Origin of the sequence: Natronobacterium gregoryi SP2 (assembly GCF_000230715.2) — an archaeon.
Taxonomy (GTDB): Archaea; Halobacteriota; Halobacteria; order Halobacteriales; family Natrialbaceae; genus Natronobacterium; species Natronobacterium gregoryi.
In genome coordinates this window covers 106,495-126,285 of record NC_019792.1, presented here as the reverse complement: position 1 = coordinate 126,285, position 19,791 = coordinate 106,495, and the positions used below count along the sequence as shown (strand labels likewise).

Annotated in this window: 19 protein-coding genes; 4 read left to right on the top strand and 15 right to left on the bottom strand. The window is 64.6% G+C overall.

Features of this window, described 5'->3' with window-relative positions:
- Positions 1–109: 109 nt before the first annotated feature.
- A complete protein-coding gene (locus NATGR_RS00590; RefSeq protein WP_005579918.1) occupies positions 110–361 on the bottom strand; it encodes an MTH865 family protein in 252 nt (83 codons plus the stop codon).
- 166 nt (positions 362–527) lie between these two features.
- Here NATGR_RS00590 and NATGR_RS00585 point away from each other — a divergent pair, with 166 nt between their 5' ends.
- A complete protein-coding gene (locus NATGR_RS00585) occupies positions 528–917 on the top strand; it encodes a ribbon-helix-helix domain-containing protein (protein WP_005579917.1) in 390 nt (129 codons plus the stop codon).
- Here the strand turns inward: NATGR_RS00585 and NATGR_RS00580 are convergent.
- From NATGR_RS00580 to NATGR_RS00570, 3 genes are all read right to left on the bottom strand, one after another.
- Positions 896–2,449 (bottom strand): cobyric acid synthase, encoded by a 1,554-nt coding sequence (locus NATGR_RS00580; RefSeq protein WP_005579915.1) that lies wholly within the window; start codon positions 2,447–2,449, stop codon positions 896–898. The two genes, NATGR_RS00585 and NATGR_RS00580, sit on opposite strands and share 22 nt — an antisense overlap.
- A gap of 65 nt (positions 2,450–2,514) precedes the next feature.
- Positions 2,515–2,727, bottom strand: coding sequence for a hypothetical protein (locus NATGR_RS00575; protein ID WP_005579913.1), 213 nt, complete (start codon positions 2,725–2,727; stop codon positions 2,515–2,517).
- Between the two features lie 127 nt (positions 2,728–2,854).
- Entirely contained in the window at positions 2,855–3,544 is a 690-nt protein-coding gene (locus tag NATGR_RS00570) for a cob(I)yrinic acid a,c-diamide adenosyltransferase (RefSeq protein WP_049887830.1), read from the bottom strand.
- 231 nt (positions 3,545–3,775) lie between these two features.
- On the opposite strand from NATGR_RS00570, the gene NATGR_RS00565 reads away from it, so the two are divergent.
- The gene (locus NATGR_RS00565; RefSeq protein ID WP_005579909.1) at positions 3,776–4,141 is read left to right on the top strand and encodes a winged helix-turn-helix domain-containing protein; all 366 of its coding nucleotides are present in this window, start codon (positions 3,776–3,778) and stop codon (positions 4,139–4,141) included.
- 336 nt (positions 4,142–4,477) lie between these two features.
- Here NATGR_RS00565 and NATGR_RS00560 read toward each other — a convergent pair whose 3' ends face one another.
- The 3 genes from NATGR_RS00560 to cobN are packed head-to-tail and all read right to left on the bottom strand — an operon-like array spanning position 4,478 to position 9,907.
- On the bottom strand, positions 4,478–5,272 hold the full coding sequence (locus tag NATGR_RS00560) for a cobalt-precorrin-7 (C(5))-methyltransferase (protein ID WP_005579907.1): 795 nt from the start codon (positions 5,270–5,272) through the stop codon (positions 4,478–4,480).
- On the bottom strand, positions 5,269–6,012 hold the full coding sequence (locus NATGR_RS00555; protein WP_005579906.1) for a precorrin-8X methylmutase: 744 nt from the start codon (positions 6,010–6,012) through the stop codon (positions 5,269–5,271). The genes NATGR_RS00560 and NATGR_RS00555 overlap by 4 nt, the downstream gene beginning before the upstream one ends.
- Complete coding sequence (cobN, locus tag NATGR_RS00550) at positions 6,005–9,907, bottom strand: cobaltochelatase subunit CobN (protein WP_005579904.1); 3,903 nt, start codon at positions 9,905–9,907, stop codon at positions 6,005–6,007. Before cobN ends, NATGR_RS00555 begins: the two co-directional genes overlap by 8 nt.
- A 48-nt stretch (positions 9,908–9,955) precedes the next feature.
- Here cobN and NATGR_RS00545 point away from each other — a divergent pair, with 48 nt between their 5' ends.
- Both NATGR_RS00545 and NATGR_RS00540 read left to right on the top strand, forming a co-directional pair.
- The gene (locus NATGR_RS00545) at positions 9,956–12,028 is read left to right on the top strand and encodes an ATP-binding protein (RefSeq protein ID WP_015233190.1); all 2,073 of its coding nucleotides are present in this window, start codon (positions 9,956–9,958) and stop codon (positions 12,026–12,028) included.
- Between the two features lie 134 nt (positions 12,029–12,162).
- Positions 12,163–12,510, top strand: coding sequence for a (2Fe-2S) ferredoxin domain-containing protein (locus NATGR_RS00540; RefSeq protein ID WP_005579902.1), 348 nt, complete (start codon positions 12,163–12,165; stop codon positions 12,508–12,510).
- Between the two features lie 195 nt (positions 12,511–12,705).
- Here the strand turns inward: NATGR_RS00540 and NATGR_RS00535 are convergent, their stop codons facing one another.
- The 8 genes from NATGR_RS00535 to cbiG are packed head-to-tail and all read right to left on the bottom strand — an operon-like array spanning position 12,706 to position 19,752.
- Positions 12,706–13,977, bottom strand: a complete 1,272-nt coding sequence (locus tag NATGR_RS00535; protein ID WP_005579901.1) for an outer membrane protein assembly factor BamB family protein — start codon at positions 13,975–13,977, stop codon at positions 12,706–12,708.
- Positions 13,978–13,979: 2 nt separating this feature from the next.
- Positions 13,980–14,357, bottom strand: coding sequence for a DUF3209 family protein (locus tag NATGR_RS00530; protein WP_005579900.1), 378 nt, complete (start codon positions 14,355–14,357; stop codon positions 13,980–13,982).
- A 41-nt stretch (positions 14,358–14,398) separates the two neighbouring features.
- Entirely contained in the window at positions 14,399–15,631 is a 1,233-nt protein-coding gene (locus NATGR_RS00525) for a CbiX/SirB N-terminal domain-containing protein (protein WP_005579899.1), read from the bottom strand.
- An 11-nt stretch (positions 15,632–15,642) separates the two neighbouring features.
- Positions 15,643–16,584, bottom strand: a complete 942-nt coding sequence (locus tag NATGR_RS00520; protein WP_005579898.1) for a sirohydrochlorin chelatase — start codon at positions 16,582–16,584, stop codon at positions 15,643–15,645.
- Positions 16,581–16,853, bottom strand: coding sequence for a ferredoxin (locus tag NATGR_RS00515; RefSeq protein WP_005579897.1), 273 nt, complete (start codon positions 16,851–16,853; stop codon positions 16,581–16,583). Before NATGR_RS00515 ends, NATGR_RS00520 begins: the two co-directional genes overlap by 4 nt.
- A 3-nt stretch (positions 16,854–16,856) precedes the next feature.
- Entirely contained in the window at positions 16,857–17,933 is a 1,077-nt protein-coding gene (gene cobJ, locus NATGR_RS00510; protein WP_049887758.1) for a precorrin-3B C(17)-methyltransferase, read from the bottom strand.
- A gap of 2 nt (positions 17,934–17,935) precedes the next feature.
- Positions 17,936–18,784 (bottom strand): precorrin-3B C(17)-methyltransferase, encoded by an 849-nt coding sequence (locus NATGR_RS00505; RefSeq protein ID WP_005579893.1) that lies wholly within the window; start codon positions 18,782–18,784, stop codon positions 17,936–17,938.
- Positions 18,781–19,752, bottom strand: coding sequence for a cobalt-precorrin 5A hydrolase (gene cbiG, locus NATGR_RS00500; RefSeq protein WP_015233189.1), 972 nt, complete (start codon positions 19,750–19,752; stop codon positions 18,781–18,783). The genes NATGR_RS00505 and cbiG overlap by 4 nt, the downstream gene beginning before the upstream one ends.
- Positions 19,753–19,791 lie beyond the last annotated feature (39 nt).

The window sequence follows — 19,791 nt, the reverse complement described above, 5'->3', positions numbered from 1 at the left end:
CCCGTGTAAACCGTTTGCCGACGGTTCGGCAGGATAGAGCCAACTCTGGTCGGCCGAAATACCGACTGCACGACGGGGCGACTTCGAACCCGTCGCACTATCTGCCGTCTTACAGTTCGCCCTGTTCTTTGAGGTCCTCGAGGACGTCGTCGACGAACGTTTCGACGTCGTCGTACGGGAAGTCGCCGCCGGATGTCTTCGTGTTCAGTTCCATCGCTGTTATCGAGAAATCGCCGTCCTCGAACGTCGTTCCGGGTCCGTTCGGCAGCGCCGGCACGAGGTCCATCGGACTCGAAATCGGGTAGTCGGCTTCTTCGAACGCGTCGATCATCTGGTCGCGGATTTCGGATTCGTCTGCCATTGCAGCCCACAGTTAGACACGATAAATAATAAATTTGTAGGTAGTTGCGATCGTCGGCACTGCGAACGATCGAGGGCGGCCACCGCTCTCGGATGGCTAGCGGGAAGCGACCCGTACATATAAATCGACGAAACAGTAATACGGTAGTAACGAGGAGAAAGCCAGTATGGCGAAAGATACCGTCAGATACCCCGACGAGATCGTCGAAGAGATCGACGAACTCGTCGACGACGGTATGTTCGAGAGCAAGTCCGAGTTCTATCGGTTCTCCGCGGAGTACGTCCTCACTCTCATCAACCCCGACCACGAGGTCGAGACGTTCAACTTCGACGAGATCAAGTCCGAAATCGACATCTCGGAGGAAGACCACGCCAAGGCGCTTGGCACCGACGGCGGGACCTTCTTCCTCGACTCGGTGATTACGGTCCGAAAACACGGCCTCCGCGGAGATTACGAGGCCGCAGAACGCTACATCGACACCCACTACGATCCGACCGACCAGGAGTGTATCATCCTCGAGGAACTCCTGGGAACCTACCGTGAGCAGTCGGGGTAGGCCGCTCCGTCGACCCCCAGCACCTCGAGGTCGACGTGTTCTCGAACCAGCGTCGCCGCACGATCGTACGGAGTCGCCTCGTCCGACTCGCTCTTCGTGGGTCGATCGACGCTTGCAGACGCCGCGACCCTCTCTAGAAACGCCTCGCGCACGTTCTCGTTGTCGAAGAGCCCGTGGAGATACGTCCCCACGATCCCGCCACGTGCGACGCTCGTCTCTCCGAGCGGACGCGTCACACCGGTCGCAGACTCGAGCAGTCGGGTCCGACCGGCGTGAATCTCGTACCCCGAAGCCGTCCCGTTTGCGCCCGCAAACAGCGGCGTCGCCGCCCCGTCGACCGGTACCGTCGTCCGCTCGAGTCGCTTTTCTCGCTCGAACCGCGTCTCGACCGGCAACAGCCCTAGCCCCTCGACGACGTCGTCAGATCCCGTCCCCTCGAGCGCGGCGTTCGTGATTCGCTCGCCGAGTTGCTGGAAGCCACCACAGATGCCGACGATCGGGCCGGGAAACGAGGCGAGCGCGTCACCGAACGCCGACTCACGGAGCGCAAGGAGGTCGTCGACCGTGTTCTTCGTGCCGGGAACGACGACGGCGTCCGCGTCGACGCCAGCGAGCGGATCGTCCTCCTCGAGCGGGACGAACACCACCGAAACACCCGGTTCGGCCGCAAGCGCCTCGAGGTCGGTCGCGTTCGAGATCCGCGGGAGTCGAGGGACGGCGATCCGAAGGCGGCGGTCGGCCGGGACGCCGTCGTCGTCGCCGAGCACACCGCGTTCATCCTCGTCGGGCAGTGAGAGACTGTCCTCTTCCGGCAGCCCAGGATCGTCGTACGGGAGCACGCCCAGAATCGGAACGCCAGTCCGTGACTCGATCTCCTCGATGCCTGGCTCGAGCAGGGACGGGTCCCCGCGGAACTTAGTGACGATTGCACCGACGACGCGCTCGCGGACCGAGTCCGGGAGCAACTCGAGGGTCCCATAGAGGCTAGCGAAGGCACCGCCACGTTCGATGTCGACCAGCAGGACGATCTCGGCGTCGGTAAAGTCGGCCGTCTCGACGTTCGCCAGATCCCGATCGTGGAGGTTGATCTCGGCGATGCTGCCGGCACCTTCGGCGACGACCACGTCGTGATCTGCTGACAGTCGCTGATACGACTCTGCGGCGGCTTCGCGGGCGTACTCCCAGTACTCCTCGTAGTACTCACCGGCCGGGACGTGATCGTGAGCCGTTCCCTGGACGACGAGTTGGCTCTCTCCGTCGCCGCGAGGCTTGAGCAAGACGGGATTGCAGTCGGTGGTCGGCGTCGTCCGGGCTGCTCGAGCCTGAACGAACTGGGAGACGCCGATCTCGCCCCACTCGTCGCCGTCGCCGCCGCTCGGCCGGGCGACCACACGGGCGTTGTTGCTCATGTTCTGTGCCTTGAACGGCGCGACGGAAACGCCGCGGTCGGCCAGCAACCGACACAATCCGGCCGCGACGGTCGACTTGCCCACGTGACTCGCGGTCCCGGCGACGAGAAGCGTTCGGCTCATTCGCTACGCGACAGCCGTCGCCGCACACACTTATCGGTTCCGTGGTCCACTCGCCGAGTGCTCGCCTACTCATCGTCGAACGCTGGCTCCGGCGGCTGTCCGCTCTCGAACTCGACTGTCTCTCCCTCGTGGGGCTCGATGTGGCTCAAAATATCGTGGGGGACGTAGCCGACGTTGTGTCCCTCTTCGTCGTGGAGAACGATGCCGTAGTCGTACTCGCGGAAGTCGAAGCAGTCGATCTCCTCGTAGGAATTCCCGGGTTTGTAGACGACTCGCATACCAATCCTATCAACTCACTGTCTTTCCCGGTGTGGCTTGCAGCCGAAAGGCCGTTAGGGCAAAACGCAGTGCTCGAGCAGAACGCAGCACGGGCAGGAATCACAGCGGAGGCGACACGCCTCGAGATCAGAACTCGGTCCCACGTCGCGCGCGCTGTCCAGCGTCGATCGGGTGCTTTTCCTTGCGGACGTTCGTGATCAGATCGGCCGCCTCCTGCAGGTATGTCGGCTCCGCGTGGCTCCCCGACAACACGAGTTCGAGGGCGTCGGGTTTCGACTCGAGCAACTCGAGGATGTCGTCTGTCGAGATCAGATCTCGATCGGCGGCGTAGAGTATCTCGTCGAGAATCAGCATGTGGACGCCGTCCTCAGGCGGTGCGTCTAGCGGAATCGACTCGCCGAGATCGGCCGCCGAAGCAGCCGCGAGCAACTCGTGAGCGCGCTCGAGTCCTGCGCGAGCCTGTGCCTCGTGGCCTTCCTCGTCACTGCCGTCGGCCATCCCGTGCCAGCCGTAGTGACCGAGATTCTCGTAGCTCATTCCCGGTAGCGCCGCGATAGCGTTGTACTCTCCACGAACCGGTTCGACGCTCGAGGCACCGCCTTTCATAAACTGCAGGACGTGGACGCGGTGGCCGTGTCCCGCCGCGCGCATTCCCATGCCGAGCGTGGCCGTCGTCTTCCCTTTGCCACTGCCCCACCAGACTTGCACGAGGCCGAACTCCTCCGGTGCCGCCGGCTCGATCCCATCGGCTTCTGGGCGTTCCCCTCGACCAGGCGTGTTCTCGACCGTTCCGTCCGGTGTTCGTTCGTCACTCATATTCCACCCCTCGACTCCCTCACACATGTAGCCACCGACACCCCAGTCCACCCCAGCCTCCCCCAGCCCACCCCACCCCAGCATTTCCCACGGCAACTCGAGTGCGTGGCGGTCTCCCTGCCCCGCTGGATCGTATCCGGTCGTGTCGATCCGAACCAGCAAGACGAGTAAAACGGGACTCGGTCTTCGCTAACCAAACGTGTCTTTAGCCTCCACTCACAACCCCCTGCTATGTCACTCGGCGGTTCGCCGTCCCACGACTCCGTCGATCTCGATGCAGTCGTCGGCGCACTGGACGACGACGGCTGTCGGCAGATCGTCGCCGCTCTCGAGGAGCCACTGACGGTCACGGAACTCGCCGACCGAACCGAACTCCCGCTGTCGACGACCTACCGGAAACTCGACCGGCTGACCGAGGCGCGTCTCGTCACCGAAACCAGCGGCATCCGACAGGGAAGCCACCACAAAGCACGATATATCGGCGACTTCGATCGCATCTCGATCAGCCTCGACGACGATCGGTCGTTCGACGTCGACGTCGGTCGCTCGAGCGACGTACCCGCCGACATCTGGATGGACGCGAAGGGCCGATTCTAGAGCACTCGACTTGCCTTCTTCGAGGGAACTCTCAGACGGATTGCTGTAACTGTTTCCCGCCACTCACCAGAACAGGGTCGGTGATCGGCGGTAATTGACTACAGTACCCCGTATCGTACGGCTTGCTGTACGTCACTTCCGGCGCAACCGCGAGCACTCCTGCGGTCGCGCCGGTATATCGGTACAGCAGTCCGTATCAGATGTCAGTCGAGAAGTGACCGTCCCTAGTGGCGGGCCAAGCCTGAACTGATGGGTCGAATCTGGCGGTGTGGCTCGATTTGACCCGTCAGTCGACGGTTGGACGGTACTAGAATCTTCGATTCCGCTCAGCAGTAGTCAGCTGCTCTCGTCTCTGCGACGAATCGCGAGGACGACAAGATCCGAAAACGGCGTGTCCGTTTTCTCGTCACCACCTGCGTGCTCTGCGAGTTCGTCGAGTTCGAACCGATAGATCCGCTCGTCGTCGTGAGTTAACCTCTCGAGCACCAGCGCCTCGAGTTCGGGGGACACACCAGTTTCGCGCAGGAACGCAGCGATATCGCCGGGCATCCGGTCGTAGGGCCGCGGGAGCACGAGCACGTGTCGGTCGCCGGCCGTCATCGCGAGACGTTCCATCTCCGCTGTAAGGTCGCCGCTCTTGTGCAGCGTCACGAACTCGGTCTCTTCCATCGGCGTTCGCGCACGGCTCGCGGCGACCTGTATCGCGGAAATGCCAGGGATCACTTGCACTGGCGTCCCGGCAGCTTCGCGTTCGACGGCCTGCTGGACTTTCCCGACGAACTGGTAACCCGAGTGATTCGGATCGCCCATCGCGACGGCCGTCCCCGACTCGCCGGCCGCGACCCGTTCGGCAAAGGTCTCGAGCGTCGCTGCTTCGTCTCTGTAGCCACAGGTCAAAAGCTCCGCGTCAGTCCGGCCCTCGACGAACTCGACGACGGTCGTGAACCCGACCACGACGTCGGCCTCCCGAATGGCTCGCTCGCCACGAGGAGTGAGGTACTCGAGGTTTCCCGGTCCGACGCCCACGGCGTAGACAGGGTCGACGACCGAGCCGTCAATCTCCGGCTCCGGGACGGCGGCTGCGAACGTCGCCGGATCAGGACCGGCCTCGAGGTCGTACTCGTCGCTCATCGTCTCCCCTCGGTCGCTCGAGCGTCGGCCGTCCGCTCGAGGTCGATATCGCCCGCTCGAGCGTCCGTAGCGACGTGGATCAGTTCGTTCGTCAGCGCGGCGGCGAGGCCGCTGCCACCGCGTCGGCCGACGTTCGTGATCGCTGGCACACCGTACTCGTCGCTGACACTGCGGATGCGCTCGCGGCTCTCTTCGGCTTTGACGAAGCCAACAGGCGTCGCGACGACGACTGCCGGCCGCGTTCCGTTCTCGATGCAGTCGGCCAGTGTGAACGCGGCCGTCGGTGCGTTGCCGATCGTCACGATCGCGCCATCGTAGACGCCGTCGTCGTCGAGTTCGAGGACGCCCGCAGCAGTCCGGGTTATCCCCGTCTCTTTCGCGAGGTCGGCTCCGTGGCCGATCGCCTTGTGTTTTTCACAGTCGTGACCCCGTCCAGTAATTCCGGCCTGAGCCATCGTGATGTCCGTGACGACGTTGGCTTCCTCGAGGACGGCTCTCGCGCCGGCCCGGACGGGAGCGTCCTCGTCGTCACCGATATCGTCCGTGCCGGTAAAGCGTATCAGGTGCTGGAACTCGATGTCACCCATCGAGTGGACCGACTTCTGACGTACTCGGTCGGCGAGCGTCTCGTCGGGAACGAACTGCTGGACGATGTCCATGCTCGTCTCCGCGATGTCCATCGCTTCCTGTGTCGTTGCGCCAAGATCGGCGTACTCTCTGTCGTATTCCCCATCAGTCATCGTTGGTCACCTCCGCCATCTCCGCTGTCGTCTTCGCCTCCAGATCACCCTCAACGGAGAGGTTGATGTCCCGGAGCCTGTCTTCGGTCTCCTCGTCTGCACCCCAGAGTCCCCGGTCGATCGCCTCGAGCAGCGTCGCCGTGATCGACTCGAGGGCCCACGGATTGACGTCTGTCATCCACTTCTGGCGATCCTCGTCGAAGGCGTAGGCCTCTGCGACCTCTTCCCAGAGGTGGTCACTGACGACGCCAGTCGTGGCGTCCCAGCCCAGCGTGACGTCGACCGTCGTCGAGAGGTCGCCCGCGCCCTTGTAGCCGTGTTCCTCCATGGAGTCGAGCCAGTCGGGGTTGAGCACGCGGGCGCGCATCGCCTTGCGGACCTTCTCCTCGTTGGTGTAGACGTCCACGTTGTCCGGATCGGAAGAGTCCCCAACGTACGATGCGGGTTCCTCACCGGAGACCTCCGAGACTGCGGAGATGAAGCCGCCGTGGAAGGCATACCAGTCCGAGGAGTCGAACTCGTCTTGTTCCATCGTGTCCTCGAGTTTGACGGTGGCGTCGACGTTCGAGAGCCGTCGTTCGAAGGAATCGTGGGCATCGGAGACCCGTCCTCTCGAGCCCATCGCGTAGCCACCCCACTGGACGTAGACGTCGGCGAGATCCGACCGGTCGTCCCAGTTGCCCTCGTCGACGGCCTTGTTCGTCCCGGCTCCGTAGCCGCCGGGTTTCGTGGTGAAAACCCGATCCATGACGGCGTCGCGAGCCTCGTCGGCCTCGAGGCCCTCCGCCTCGAGTTCCGCGGCCTCTTTTTCGACGTGCTTTTTCACGTAGTTCATGTCGTGGGGTTCGTCGAGGTCGACCACCGCGTCGACGGCGTCGTGGATCACGCCCGCCGCGGCGGGGAAAGCGTCGCGGAACAGTCCGGAGACGCGCGTGGTGACGTCGACCCGCGGACGACCGAGTTCCTCGAGCGGGATCGGCTCGACGTCGTCGACCCGGCCCGCGTCGGTCCAGACTGGTTCGACGCCCATCATCGCAAGCACCTGGGCGATGGTCTCCCCGCGGGTCCGGATCGTCGGGGTTCCCCAGACGACGACCCCGATCTCCTCGGGGTACTCGCCTTCTTGCGACTGCTTCGGAGTCGCGCTCTCCTCGTGGTGGCGCTCGAGGACACCCTCCGCCACCTCCTTGCCGACCTGCCAGGCGGCTTTCGCGGGCACCTTCCGGGGATCGAGCGTGTAGAAGTTCCGTGCAGTCGGCAGCAGGTCGACGCCGCCACGAGTCGGCGCGCCCGACCCTCCCGGTGGAACGTACTCGCCCTCGAGAGCGTCGGCAGTCCGTGGAACCTCCTCGTCGGCCCCCTGAACGCGGGGCTGGGCTTCCTCGCAGATGAACGCGAGCACCTCCCGAAGGTCGTCGTGTGCACCGGGTTTCGCGCGCGCGTCGCCGATCGTCTCGAGGTCGACGATGAGCAGGTTGATGTTGACCTCGTCTTCGGGACCGCCCTCGAGTTCGGAGACGGGTACGTCGAACTCGTGTTCCGCGAGCGTCTCGATCAACGTGACACTTTGCTCGTAGACGACGTCGGCGGCCTCGGCGTAGGTCAGTCCCAGGTCCTCGTCGTAGGTTCCCGGCGACTCGAGCATCGTCTCGTAGTCGACGCCCAGTGCGCCCGCGACGCTTTCCCGCAGGCTCGGCGCGCCGGGATTCTCGAGGCGCGTGAGTGCGACGAGATACTCGACGAGACGGTCGCCCTCCGGGGGCTCGCCCATCGTGTGCAGCCCCATCCGGATCTGGGTGGTCTTGACGTCGGTGAGGTACTCGTGGACCCGCTCGACGAGGTCGTCGATACCGACCTCCTCGCCGTCTACGTCACCTTCCGCCAGACTCGAGCCGGCTTCGTCGGGGCCGCGGACGTCGGCCTTCTCGTCTATCGAACCCGCAATGTCGAGTTCCACCGCCAGGTCCAGTTCCTCGACTTTCTCCCGGAGCAGCGCCTCGAGTTGCGTTCCGTCGTCGGCTCGGGCGTCTTCCATCCCGGCCTGGCGGTACTCGCTTGCCAGTTCCTCGAGTTCGGCCAGGTCGTCGTAGGTTCCGGCGGCCCGCATCACGGGCGTGAGGTAGTCGACGATCGCAGCGTAGGATCGCCGCTTGGCCTGGGTTCCCTCGCCGGGGTTGTTGACGATGTAGGGATAGACGTTCGGCAGATCGGAGACCAGAGCGTCGGGCGCGCTCTCGCCGTCCAGCCCGACGGTCTTGCCGGGGAGCCACTCGAGGCTGCCGTGGGTCCCCAGGTGAACGACGGCGTCGGCTTCGAACGCCTCGCGTAGCCACGCGTAGAAGGCGTAGTAGTCGTGTGGCGGCTGCAGATCCGAATCGTGGTAGACCTTGGAGGGGTCCATCCCGAATCCGCGCGGCGGCTGGACGGTCACCAGAACGTTGCCACACTCCATCCCAGGAATTGCGAACGGGCGTTCGGGGGGTTCGCCCCACTCCTCGATTACGTGCTCGCAGAACCGGTCGTCGGCGTCCGCGAACCACTCCGCGTATCGGTCGGGCGAGACGGTGTCGACGCTCAACTCGCGGACGTCCTCGGGAGCGACCCACCGATCCTCGAGCGTGAGTTGCGAGGTCAACTCGTCGATGAGGGCCTGCCCGTCCTCGGGTCGATCCTCGAGGTCGTAGCCTCGAGCCTCGAGTTCCTCGAGCAGGTTGATCGTGCTCTCGGGGCTGTCGAGGCCGAAGGCGGTTCCGATGCCGTCGTCGCTCGGCGGGTAGTTGTGGAGGACGACGGCGACCTGCTTCTCCTCGTTGGGCGTGTGACGGAGTTGCGCCCAGTTGACCGCGAGCGAGGCGACGTGGTCGATCCGGTCTTCGATCGGGAAATGCTGTTTCGGCGCGGTGCCGACGCCGGCCTCGTCGCCCATCCGCTCTTTCCCGCTGATGGGATGGGTGACAACGTTGCCGTCGAACTCCGGCAGCGCCACGGACAGCGCGAGTTCGAACCCCATCACGCCCGTATCACTGGCCTCGTAGCGCGACCGCGAGCGCATCGTCGTGATCGCCTGCAGAACGGGCACGCCCAGTTCCTCTAAGAAGATCTCCTCCGTGCCACCCTCATCGCTTGCCGACCGACCGCGTTCGCTCATCCCCAGCGAGAACATGAAGGAACTGACGACGGCGTCGACGATCGGCCCGTCCTCGTCGCTGAACCAGTTTCTCGCGACCCACTCGGCGTTCTCCTGGCCCTCCTCGTCGGTCGCCGGATTACAGAACGCCGGCAACACGTTCACGCCGCGCTCCTCGAGTGCGTCGACGAGCGCGTCGACGTAGCGGGTGTTGGCGTGGGTCCAGTGGGACTCGTAGAACCAGACGCCGACCGTCGGCCGGCCTGGATCGTGCGTCTCGAGCAGGTCTTCGTACTCGACGGCTGGATAGTCGGGATGGTAGACTCCTTCTGTCGGAAGTTCGACTGGGTCGTCGTACTCGCCGTCGTAGTCGCCGTACTCCGCTGCGAGATACCGACAGCAGTTCGCGACGTTGACCGTTCCGCCTCGCTCGAGATAGTCGTAGACTCGTTCGCGGTCGCGTTCGGCGACGGTCGTGTCCTCGAGCGCGTAGGCGTCGCCCGTCGCCTTCACGACCAGCGGGACGCCCGCCTCGGCGAGTCGCTCGGTCGCCATCCCGTATCCTGGCATACTGTCTTCGCCCCCGTGGAGCCAGAAGACCACCACGTCGGTGGACTCGAGAGCCTCGAGGAACGTCTCGAGTTCGGTCTCGTCTTCGAGGTCACTCTCCGAACGGACGTCGAGGTCGATTCCCTCGAGCCGGTTCGCGGCTTCCTGTATCGCGCCTAACTCGTTTTCGGTCGCCGTGTATAACCCGATCGTCGGCATCGATGATAAAGTATTATTTCGGTACTACAAATAAACTTGTACATCGACATGGAGCGTCACCGAGCGCCGTTTTCGGCGATCGTCGGACAGGAGGAACTGAAGCGGGCGTTGCTCGCCGTTGCAGTCGACGACGGACTCGACGGCGTGCTCGTTCAGGGGGAGAAAGGAACCGCGAAGTCGACAGCCGTCCGCGGACTCGTCGACCTGCTACCCGACCAACGGGCCGTCGCGGACTGTCCGTACGGCTGTCCACCCGACGATCCGGCCAGCCAGTGTGAGACGTGTCGATCGCGCGACCACGACGACCTCGCAGTCGAAACCCGGCCCGTTCCGCTGGTAACACTTCCGCTCGGAGCAACCCGCGAGAGCGTCGTCGGAACGCTCTCCGTTGCCGACGCACTCGAGGGCGAGGCAGAGTTCGATCCCGGACTGCTCGCGCAGGCGAATCGGGGGTTCCTGTACGTCGACGAGGTCAACCTGCTCGAGGACCACCTCGTGGACGTCCTCCTCGATGCGGCCGCGAGCGGCGTCAACCGTGTCGAACGCGACGGCGTAAGCGTCTCTCATCCCGCCGACTTCACCCTGATCGGGACGATGAACCCCGAAGAGGGCGAGTTGCGGCCACAGCTCCGGGATCGATTTTCCCTCCAGGCGACCGTCACCGGCTGTCGTGACGTCGACGACCGCATCGCGGTGATCGATCGTGCACTCGAGCGAAACGCCGATCCCGAAACGTTCGCCGCCGGCTACGAGGCCGATATCGCCGCCCGACGACAGCAGCTACGCGAGGCACGGGACCTGCTCGAGACGGTTTCCCTCCCCGACGAGTTCAAGCGCGAAATCGCCGACCTCTGTCTCGACGCGGGCGTCGACGGCCACCGCGGAGACATCGCCATCGCCCGTACTGCCCGGACGCTCGCTGCGCTCGAGGGTCGCCGGAAGGTGATCCAACCCGACGTGACGGAGGCCGCTCGGCTGGCGCTACCACATCGCCTCCAGAGTCGACCGTTCGAGGACGCGCCGGACCCGGAGGACGTACTCGAGGATCACTTCGACGAGGACGACGAGGAGAGAGACGGCGAGGGCGAAGCCGACGAGTCGGAAGCGAGCAGCGACGAAGCGAGCGAGGACGACGAACCCCGAAACGACGCTCGAGGCGACGGCTCCGGCGACTCGAGTGACACTGGCAGTAACGGCGCTGACAGCTCGAGCCAGCCCTCGAGTGACGCCTCCGACGATGACGACGGAACTGGAGACGGTGAGCCGGAGGATGCGGACGCGCCAGCCGAGGGCGACGACGAAGACGAGGCGACGCCGCTCGTCCCGGGCCAGCAACGGGCCGAAATCGGCGATGCAGAACGGCCGCCCGTCGACGACGTCGAAGCTGACGCGTCGACTCGAGGCGATGGCACTCGAGTGCGCGCACAGGCGTCGGACCGCGGCCGTGGCGCACGGGTGCGGACGGAGCGTGCAACCGCCGACGAGTCGGTCGACACGGCCGCGTCGGTCCGGGCCGCTGCGACTGACGGTCGGACGCGCGTCGAGGAAGGCGACCTCCGAAAATCCGTCAGACAATCTCGAGCCGGTTCCCTGATCGTCTTCGTCGTCGACGCCAGCGCCTCCATGCGTCCGGCGATGGCCGAGGCCAAGGGGACGGTCATGAACCTGCTGCAGGACGCCTACGAACACCGCGACGAAGTGGCGTTCGTGGCCGTCGCCGGCGAGGAGGCCGAAGTCGCCCTGCCGCCGACCGATAGCGTCACGCTCGCCGCTCGCCATCTGAAGGAACTCCCGACCGGTGACCGGACGCCGCTGCCGTCGGGTCTCGAGGAAGCCACCCGACTCGTGACGCGAACCGACGCTGACGCGAGCCTCGTGGTCGTCGTGACCGACGGGCGGGCGAACGTCGCTGAGGGAAGCCCGACGGCGAGTACGCGAGAAGCGGCGCGTCGACTGGCTCGAACCGATTCCGAGGTCGTGGTCGTCGACGCCGGCGACGATGGGGCAGGGCTGGTCGGCATCCTCGAAACCGAAACCGGGGGGAAACGGCTCCCACTCTCGGAGCTCTCGGCCGAGCGGGTGGCAGAAACGGCATCGGCGGTCGGATGCGGAGAAAATTAGAGACAACTGAGGTTTCAATCGATGGACAAACTGCAACTGACTCCGGCGATACGAAGGTGGAATCGTGCGAGAAACCGCAACCGACGAGGTCCTCGTCAGCACGTGAACGAACCCGTCGTCCGTCCCGAATACAAATGAAACGCCGCACACCCGAACAGCGAGAACGGCTCGACGCACACGTCTTCGTCTGTACGACCGACCGCGACTCCGAGTACGCGTGCTGTCACGACGCCGGCGCCGAAGAGACGCTCGAAGCCGTCAAAGATTGGCTTCGAGAGCGGAACGCGTTCTGGTCGCCGATCGGTGTGTCGACCACGGGCTGTCTCGCACTCTGTAGCGAGGGCGGGACGGCGATCACGATCCAGCCCCAGAACGAATGGTACTCCGACGTTCAGCCCGACGACATCCCTGCCCTGCTCGAACGCGAGTTCGGCCCCGAGGCGTCCCGCGTCGACGGCGAGCCTCCCGGGGACCACGAGTAATCTCGAAACAGGAGCATCGACCCGCAACCAAACCGCCGTCGAACCACTCTATAGTAACAACTGCAACGATTTACACACTGATCGCACAGCACTCGTGCGATCAGGTGTGCATTGACTTGCAGTGGCTACTATAACTGTCGCGATTTTGCATTCGAAGGCTGCAGAGAAGGCGCTCGATCGCGACTCCGTGAGCGCCTACCGCTCGAGTCGCCACGTGTGAAGCCGATAGGCCCCTCGCGTAACCCCTTCGTCGTGGTATTCGACCGGTTCCTCGATGACGGCGAGTCGATCGTTCGACAGGGAAGCCACAGTCGAGATCCCCTCGATCGGACGACGCTCGATCGGCCCTGTTTCGGGCTCGATGACGTGGACGGCGTGGGTTTCGGCGTCCCGTTCACGGAAGTTCTGTGTCGACGGGATCACTACGAGATCGCCGTCTCGAGCGACACCGCGGGCGAAGCCGCGGACGTCGTGCGACCAGCGTTTCGTCCCGTCCTCGAGATCGACGCCGACGGCCGTATGCTCGTGCGGATGGCGGCCGTCGGGATCGCGAGTCTCCTCGGCGAAGGTGTTCCCAGTGACGAAAACGGCGGTTCCGTCGACGACGGTGGCGTGATTCGGATAGGCGTAGAGCGTCTCACCGTCGAGGTCGCGTTCGCTAGCGAGGTCGATGCCCCATCCTTCGCCGCAGTCGTCGTCGAGGAAATAGCCGTGCTTGTCGCCGTGACTGGCAACGGCGATGCCCGCATCGGTGAGGGAAACGTCACCGACGCGGCGCTCCCCCGACGTACCGGGGTCCCAGTTCGCTATCTCGTCACCGGTCTCTCTGTCGAGCACGACGAGTCCGTGATCGTGGTCGTGGTTCGGCGGACAGCGATTGTAGCCGACGGCTACTCGACGATCGTCGACGTCGAACGCGATCGGCGAGGCTCGGGCATTGTAGGCCCACTCGAGGCCACCCTCGAGGTCGAAGCCGTAGACGACGCTCGACCACTGCTGGAGGTCGCCGTCGCGTTCGTACCGGCGGGAGGCGGCGACGACCGTTCCGTCGGCGACCCGAACGTCGACGACGAACGGCTGGGCGAAGAACGTCTCGTCGGCGGGCGAGCCGACGTCTTCGGCGGTGACGTACTCCCACAGGAGGTCACCGGTCTCGCTCGAGTGGACGCGAATCCGCCCCTCGGGACCTCGTTCTCCGACGACGAGGTAGCCGTCGGCGACGGCTATCGAGACGACGTAACGCTCCCCGTCGCCGGCGACGCTCCAGCGTTCCCGTGGCTCGCCGTCCGTGAGGTCGTAGGCGACCACTCGACCGTCCGCGAGACCGGCGAAGACGCACTCCTCGCCGACGGCGACGGCCGATCGACGCCAGTTGTGTCGGCTCGCGGCCGGACCGAGGTCCCCGAGCAATACTCGTATTTCGCGCTCGAGGGGGCCGTCGCCGTCGGCATCCAGCGTTCCGTTCATCCTCACTCCTCGATCGGGAACGTCTCGTGGAGCGTATGATGGGTCTCCCCGAAATCCTCGAGAAGGCCGTCAGTTCGCTCGCGGAGCCGTCGAATCCGCTGTTCGGCGTCCCGGACGGCGACGATCCGCCCACGGAGGTAGGCTCCGTAGGGGTCGGTCGAGTCGGCGTCGGCCGCCTCCTCCTCGAGGTCGACTAGCGCCGCGTCGAGATGGCGCTGGATCTCTTCGAGCGTCTCCGCGCTCGCCAGGGCCGCGATCGGGCCGTTATTCTCGAGTTCGTCGCCGATTTCGGCCTCGGCGTGTCGTTTGACGCTCTCGTCGACGGTTCCGTTGAGGGTCATCAGTGCAAGTCTCAGTGCTTCGAGTTCTGCGCAAGCCATTGTACTGTCGTGTGTGTTCGTGGTCCTACAGCGTCTGGTTCCTACAGCGTCTGGTGGACCAGATCGGAAACGATGCGGTCCCGTTCGAGATGGGACGAAACGATACGTTCCGTGTCGTCGGGCGAGACGCCACCGTACCAGATCCCGTCGGGATAGACGGTGACTATCGGTCCGTCACCGCACTGACCCAGACAGGAACTGCGCGTGACGTGGACGTCACGTACCTCGGCGTCACGAACCGCCTGCCGAAGTCGCTCGAGGACGGTCGTCGAACCGTCATCAGCACAGGTCTGGTTCGTACAGACGGCGACGTGTTTCTCGGGAGCGTCGTGAACGTGTGGCTCGTCGTCGACGTCTTCTCTGTCGGCGTGTGACTCCTGGTGGGCCAGCGCACGCAGCATGGCGCGAGCGCCGCCGACATCTTCCTCGTACCCCTCGAGGTCGACCTTGTACTTGCAGGTGTCACACGACATCTCGACGTCTCCGGTGCGAGCCTCCTGCCAGCGGTCGGCGAAGACGTCGAGCAGCCTCGAATCAGTCCCGAGCGGATCGCCCGCCAGTGCGTCGACGTACGGATACTCGTCGTCGAACTCATCGGTCCAGTCGCGGACGCGACGGGTGAGCACGCCGTCGCCGAGCATGTACGGCAAGACGATGACCGCGTCCGGCCGATGCTTCGAGAGGTCGTGCAGCGTCTCCTCGAGTCGCGGGTCGGTGACACCGACAAACGACGCTTCGACGCGATCGAACGCCCGCCCCTCGTATAGCAACCTGGCGAGTTTGTAGACGTCGCCGTTGGCGTCCGGATCGCTCGATCCTCGACCACAGAGCACGACTGCGACGTCGTCGCTCTCGCGATCCACGCCGAGTTTCACCTCGACTTCGGCGACCCGATCGTCGAGGAGAGCCAGGAGAGCCGGGTGAACGCCTAGGTGTGCTCCGTTGTCGATCTCGAGCTCGTATCGGGAGCGAGCCTGTTCGATCGCAAGCGGCACGTCGTTTTTGACGTGACTCGCGGCGAACAGCGAGCAGTGGACGACAGTCACCCGCGAGACGACGGTCGCGAGCGCTGCAAGTGCGTCGTCGATCGACGGGTCGGCGAGTTCCAGAAACGCCGCGTCGACCGGGAGCCCGAGACGCGATTCGAGGTCAGCCGCCAGTTCCCGGACCTGTTCGTTGGATTTCTCGCGCCGAGAGCCGTGCCCGACGATCAGTACGGCCTCGTCGTCGAACGCCGCCGAGAGTTCGGCTCCCGTCTGGTCGTGGCTACTCATCGTCGTCTCCGTCAGGTTCCACCCTCGTGTGCGTGGCTGTGGTCGTGTCCACCGCCATCGTGCTGGTGTCCGTGATCGTGCTCGTGTCCCCCGAGGTGTTCGAGGGCGTGTTCCAGTGCCGCCTCACCGCCAACCTCGTCTTCGTGACCTGGGAGCCTGACCTTGTACTTGCACGTATCACACGACATGTCGACGCCGCCGCGGCGAGCCTGTCGGTACCGATCGGCCAGGACCTCGACGAGTCGCCTGTCCGTTCCGAGCGGACGGCTCACACCGATCGCGACGTCGTCGTGTTCCTCGTCGAGTTCGTCGACCCAGCCGTAGAGACGCTGGGTGAGCACGCCGTCGCCGAGCATATACGGAACGACCACGATCGCGTCGGGGTCGTGGACGACCCGCTCTGAGACGGCCGTCTCGAGTCGTGGGTCGGTGATACCGACGAACGCCGGTTCGACGCGGCCGAACGATCGACCCTCGTAGAGCATCCGAGCCAGTTTGAACACGTCACCGTTGGCGTCCGGATCGCTCGAGCCGCGAGCGGTGAGGACGACTTCGACTGTCGCTTGCTCACGGTCGATGCCGCGGTCACGCTCGACCGCCGCGATGCGGTCGTCGAGCAATTCCAGGATCGACCGGTGGACGCCGATGTGTGAGCCGTTGTGGATCTCGACATCGTACCGTTCGCGTGCGACGTTCAACGCGAGCGGGACGTCGTTTTTGACGTGGCCGGCAGCAAACAGCGAGCAGTGGACGACTGTGATCGTCGACGCCTTCGCCGCGAGCGTCGAGAGAGCGTCCATCAGCGACGGCTCGGCGAACTCGATGAAGCCGGCCACGACGGGCACGCCGATAGCCGACTCGAGGTCGGCAGCGATGTCTCGGACTTGCTCGTTTGACCTCTCGCGGCGAGAGCCGTGGCCGACGACCAGCACAGCCTCGTCGTCGTGGCTCATTCGCCCACCTCCTGGACGTCGATCGCGTTCACTGGACAGGCTTTGGCGGCCTGTCTCGTCTCCGCGAGCCGATCGTCGTCGAACGTAGCGACGATGCGACCGTCCTCGAGTCTGACCGACTCCTCGCCGGTCGCGTCGTAGACCGGGTCGGCGTCGGGATCGATCGTCGCCAACCCGTCGTCGTCCTCGACGAACCGCGGATCGCGGGTCAGGCAGGCGAAGATACCGTCACAGGTCGCTTTCTCGAGCGTGATTTCGTACTTTGGCATGGGTCAGTAGTCGTACTTCGTCTCGTAGCCACGCGGCGTGACCATCCGATCGTCCCAAGCGTACGTCTCCTCGTTGCCGACGACGATCGTCGTCGTCATGTCGATGATCTCGTTCTCTCCGAGCCCCGCGAGTTCGCCGAGGTCGGTAATCAGCACCTCCTCGTCCTCGCGGCCAGCAGCGTGGACGATGCCGACGGGCGTCTCCGGATCGCGATGAGTCAGCAGGATCTCACAGCACTTCTGGAAATTCTCCCTGCGCTTGCGGCTCCAGGGATTGTAGATCGTGATCGTGAACGACTCTTTGGCCGCGGCGTGCAGACGCGACTCGATCTCGGGCATCGGGACGAGGTGATCCGACAGCGAGATCGAGACGGTGTCGTTCACCAGCGGTGCGCCCAAACGCGCAGCACAGGACTGGGCCGCCGGCACACCCGGGACGACCTCGAAGTCGACCAGCGAGGGCGTCGCACCCTTCGATTCGAGAATCTCGAGAGCCAACCCTCCGAGCGCGTAGACGTTCGGGTCGCCGCTACCGACGATTGCGACATCGTTGCCAGCCAGAGCCCGGTCGACCGACTCCTCGGTCCGAGACACCTCGCCACACATCGGCGTGTCGTAAATCTCGTCGGCCCCCTCGACGACCTCGTCGGGGAGCAACTCGATGTAGGTCGTGTAACCGACGATGTGGTCGGCCTCGAGCAGAGCCGCTCGTGCTCGCTCGGTCATCCCCTCCGGATGACCAGGACCGAGGCCGACGGCGACCAGTTTGCCGGGGTCGGCATCGAAATCGTCGACGGTCGCGTCGACTTCTTTCTCCGTCGAGTCGTCACTACTCGAGGCTCCACAGTTCGAGGCACTCGAGTCGTCACTACTCGAGGCTCCACAGTTCGAGGCACTCGAGTCGTCACTACTCGAGGCTCCACAGTTCGAGGCACTCGAGTCGTCACTACTCGAGGCTCCACACGTCGAACCGGAGTCGCTTGCGGTCCCGGCCGTGTCGCCGGTACTTGCGCCACAGTGCGAGTTCGATTTGTCGGATTCGCGGTCAGTGTCAGCGTCAGTGTCAGTGTCAGTGCTCATGGTTAGAAGTCCGCCACGTCACGCCCGCCACGCGGGGTGACCAGGTACGTTCGATCGTCGTTGCTCCAGGTGTCGGTCTCGTGGGTGCCGACGATGAGAGAGGTGCCCATCCCCGAGACCTTGTCGTCGTGATCGGCGGCTTCGCCGAGCGTCGTGACGAACTGGTCTTCGCCGTTTCGTCCAGTATCGGCACGGCCAGCGTCGTTGACGATCGCCACGTAGGCGTCGTCGGTTCGTTCCTCGCGGACGATCTCGATTGCCTTCTCGTAGTTGCGCCAGCAGTTGTAGAGGACGATCACGAAACTAGAGATTGCCGCTGCGCGCAACTTCTCCTCGATCTCGTCCCAGCCGCGCCACTTGTCCGACAGCGAGACGGTACAGAAGTCGTTACACAACGGCGCGCCGACGTTTGCCGCGCCGCCGAGTGCCGCCGTCATGCCGGGAACGATCTCGATCGGCACGTCCGTCGCCGCCTCCTCTCTGGCCATCGTGAAGATGAGGTCGGACTTGCCGTAGACGGAGGGATCGCCGCCGGAGACGTGAGCGACGTCCTCGCCGGCACGGACTCGCTCGAAGGCCTCGCGTGCGAGTTCGATCTGGCGACCCATCGACGACCGGACGAGTTGCTGTTCGTGACCATCGTCTCGAGTCACGCAGCCGTCGTCGTCGAACTCCTCTTCGGGCGGCAGCGTGCCGTCCTCGCGGAGGAACTTCTGGTAGAGATTGGAAGCGATCACGCAGTCGGCCGTCTCGATCACGTCTTTTGCCCGTTTGGTCATGTGATCGGGCAGGCCGGGACCGATGCCGACGACGTAGAGAGTGCCGTACTCTTCGGGAGTACCACCAGTCATCGACCAATCGCCACCGTTACCTCGTCTTCGTGGCTGCTCTTCTCTACGACCAGTTCCTGCTCGCGTCCGCCGGCGATCGCCGACGACTCCGAGACGCCCGGCCAGCCGATCAACTCCTTCGACTTCGAGGGCGTCGGCCCCTCGTGGGCGAGTAGCGTCTCTTTGTCGAAGGCAACGACGCCCAGTCCGAGTTCGTCGGCCGCGGCGAGCAGTCCCGGCTCGTCTTCTTTCCGGGTCGCCGTCGCGACGAACTCGACGTCGTCTCTCTCGTACTCGGTCCCCTCGAGTGCACGCTCCCAGGCCTCCAGGAACGTCTCCTTTTTCGCTCCCGAGACGCTGCCGGTGCCGATGACGACGCCGTCCTCGGTATTCCGCTTGAGGACGGTCACGTCGTCGCCGACCAGCACCGCCTTCGGGCCGTCGAGTCGGGCGACGGGACCGAGTTCGTCGTCGAGGACAGCGAGGTTCGTCGCGACCGTCGAGTCGCCGTTGACCACGTGGGCGTCCATCGCCTTCGCGCGGGCCTCGACGCCTTGCTTTCCCGCCGCCTCGCTCGCGGTCGTCATCGCCGGCACGGCACCCATCGTCGCCAGGTCCTGTGCGACCTGATTCGCGCCGTGGTGGCCACCCGTGATCGGGATCGCCCACGTCAACGCCTCGTCGACGACGACGATTGCGGGATCGTCCCATTTGTCCTCGAGCAGCCCTGCAGTCTTTCGCATCGCGATACCACTCGCCATCAGCCCGACGAAACAGTCGTACTCGCCCCACTGCTCCGCGAACACGTCGCCGTGATACTCGAGAATCTCGATGGACTCGTAGCGGTCGCCGATCCCCGCGACGATCTCCTCGGCAGTGTCCATTTTTCGCTCGAAGGCGACGATCGCGATCTCTTCGGCGATTTCACCGTCGCTGTCGGGCGTCTTGCAGTGTCCGCTGTCGTCCGAATCGTTGCTGTCAGTACCCATCGTGTTCCTCCGAATTGCCGAATTTTCCACGTTCGAGTC

What these genes read in the sequence shown, in the direction of transcription:
- NATGR_RS00585 (WP_005579917.1), top strand. Translation starts at nt 528, where the DNA reads ATGGCGAAAGATACCGTCAGATACCCCGACGAGATCGTCGAAGAGATC.
- cobN (WP_005579904.1), bottom strand. Translation starts at nt 9,907, where the DNA reads ATGCCGACGATCGGGTTATACACGGCGACCGAAAACGAGTTAGGCGCG.
- NATGR_RS00590 (WP_005579918.1), bottom strand. Translation starts at nt 361, where the DNA reads ATGGCAGACGAATCCGAAATCCGCGACCAGATGATCGACGCGTTCGAA.
- NATGR_RS00555 (WP_005579906.1), bottom strand. Translation starts at nt 6,012, where the DNA reads ATGACTGATGGGGAATACGACAGAGAGTACGCCGATCTTGGCGCAACG.
- NATGR_RS00535 (WP_005579901.1), bottom strand. Translation starts at nt 13,977, where the DNA reads ATGAACGGAACGCTGGATGCCGACGGCGACGGCCCCCTCGAGCGCGAA.
- NATGR_RS00545 (WP_015233190.1), top strand. Translation starts at nt 9,956, where the DNA reads ATGGAGCGTCACCGAGCGCCGTTTTCGGCGATCGTCGGACAGGAGGAA.
- cbiG (WP_015233189.1), bottom strand. Translation starts at nt 19,752, where the DNA reads ATGGGTACTGACAGCAACGATTCGGACGACAGCGGACACTGCAAGACG.
- NATGR_RS00520 (WP_005579898.1), bottom strand. Translation starts at nt 16,584, where the DNA reads ATGAGCCACGACGACGAGGCTGTGCTGGTCGTCGGCCACGGCTCTCGC.
- NATGR_RS00575 (WP_005579913.1), bottom strand. Translation starts at nt 2,727, where the DNA reads ATGCGAGTCGTCTACAAACCCGGGAATTCCTACGAGGAGATCGACTGC.
- NATGR_RS00560 (WP_005579907.1), bottom strand. Translation starts at nt 5,272, where the DNA reads ATGAGCGACGAGTACGACCTCGAGGCCGGTCCTGATCCGGCGACGTTC.
- NATGR_RS00515 (WP_005579897.1), bottom strand. Translation starts at nt 16,853, where the DNA reads ATGCCAAAGTACGAAATCACGCTCGAGAAAGCGACCTGTGACGGTATC.
- NATGR_RS00540 (WP_005579902.1), top strand. Translation starts at nt 12,163, where the DNA reads ATGAAACGCCGCACACCCGAACAGCGAGAACGGCTCGACGCACACGTC.
- cobJ (WP_049887758.1), bottom strand. Translation starts at nt 17,933, where the DNA reads ATGAGCACTGACACTGACACTGACGCTGACACTGACCGCGAATCCGAC.
- NATGR_RS00530 (WP_005579900.1), bottom strand. Translation starts at nt 14,357, where the DNA reads ATGGCTTGCGCAGAACTCGAAGCACTGAGACTTGCACTGATGACCCTC.
- NATGR_RS00580 (WP_005579915.1), bottom strand. Translation starts at nt 2,449, where the DNA reads ATGAGCCGAACGCTTCTCGTCGCCGGGACCGCGAGTCACGTGGGCAAG.
- NATGR_RS00525 (WP_005579899.1), bottom strand. Translation starts at nt 15,631, where the DNA reads ATGAGTAGCCACGACCAGACGGGAGCCGAACTCTCGGCGGCGTTCGAC.
- NATGR_RS00570 (WP_049887830.1), bottom strand. Translation starts at nt 3,544, where the DNA reads ATGAGTGACGAACGAACACCGGACGGAACGGTCGAGAACACGCCTGGT.
- NATGR_RS00565 (WP_005579909.1), top strand. Translation starts at nt 3,776, where the DNA reads ATGTCACTCGGCGGTTCGCCGTCCCACGACTCCGTCGATCTCGATGCA.
- NATGR_RS00505 (WP_005579893.1), bottom strand. Translation starts at nt 18,784, where the DNA reads ATGACTGGTGGTACTCCCGAAGAGTACGGCACTCTCTACGTCGTCGGC.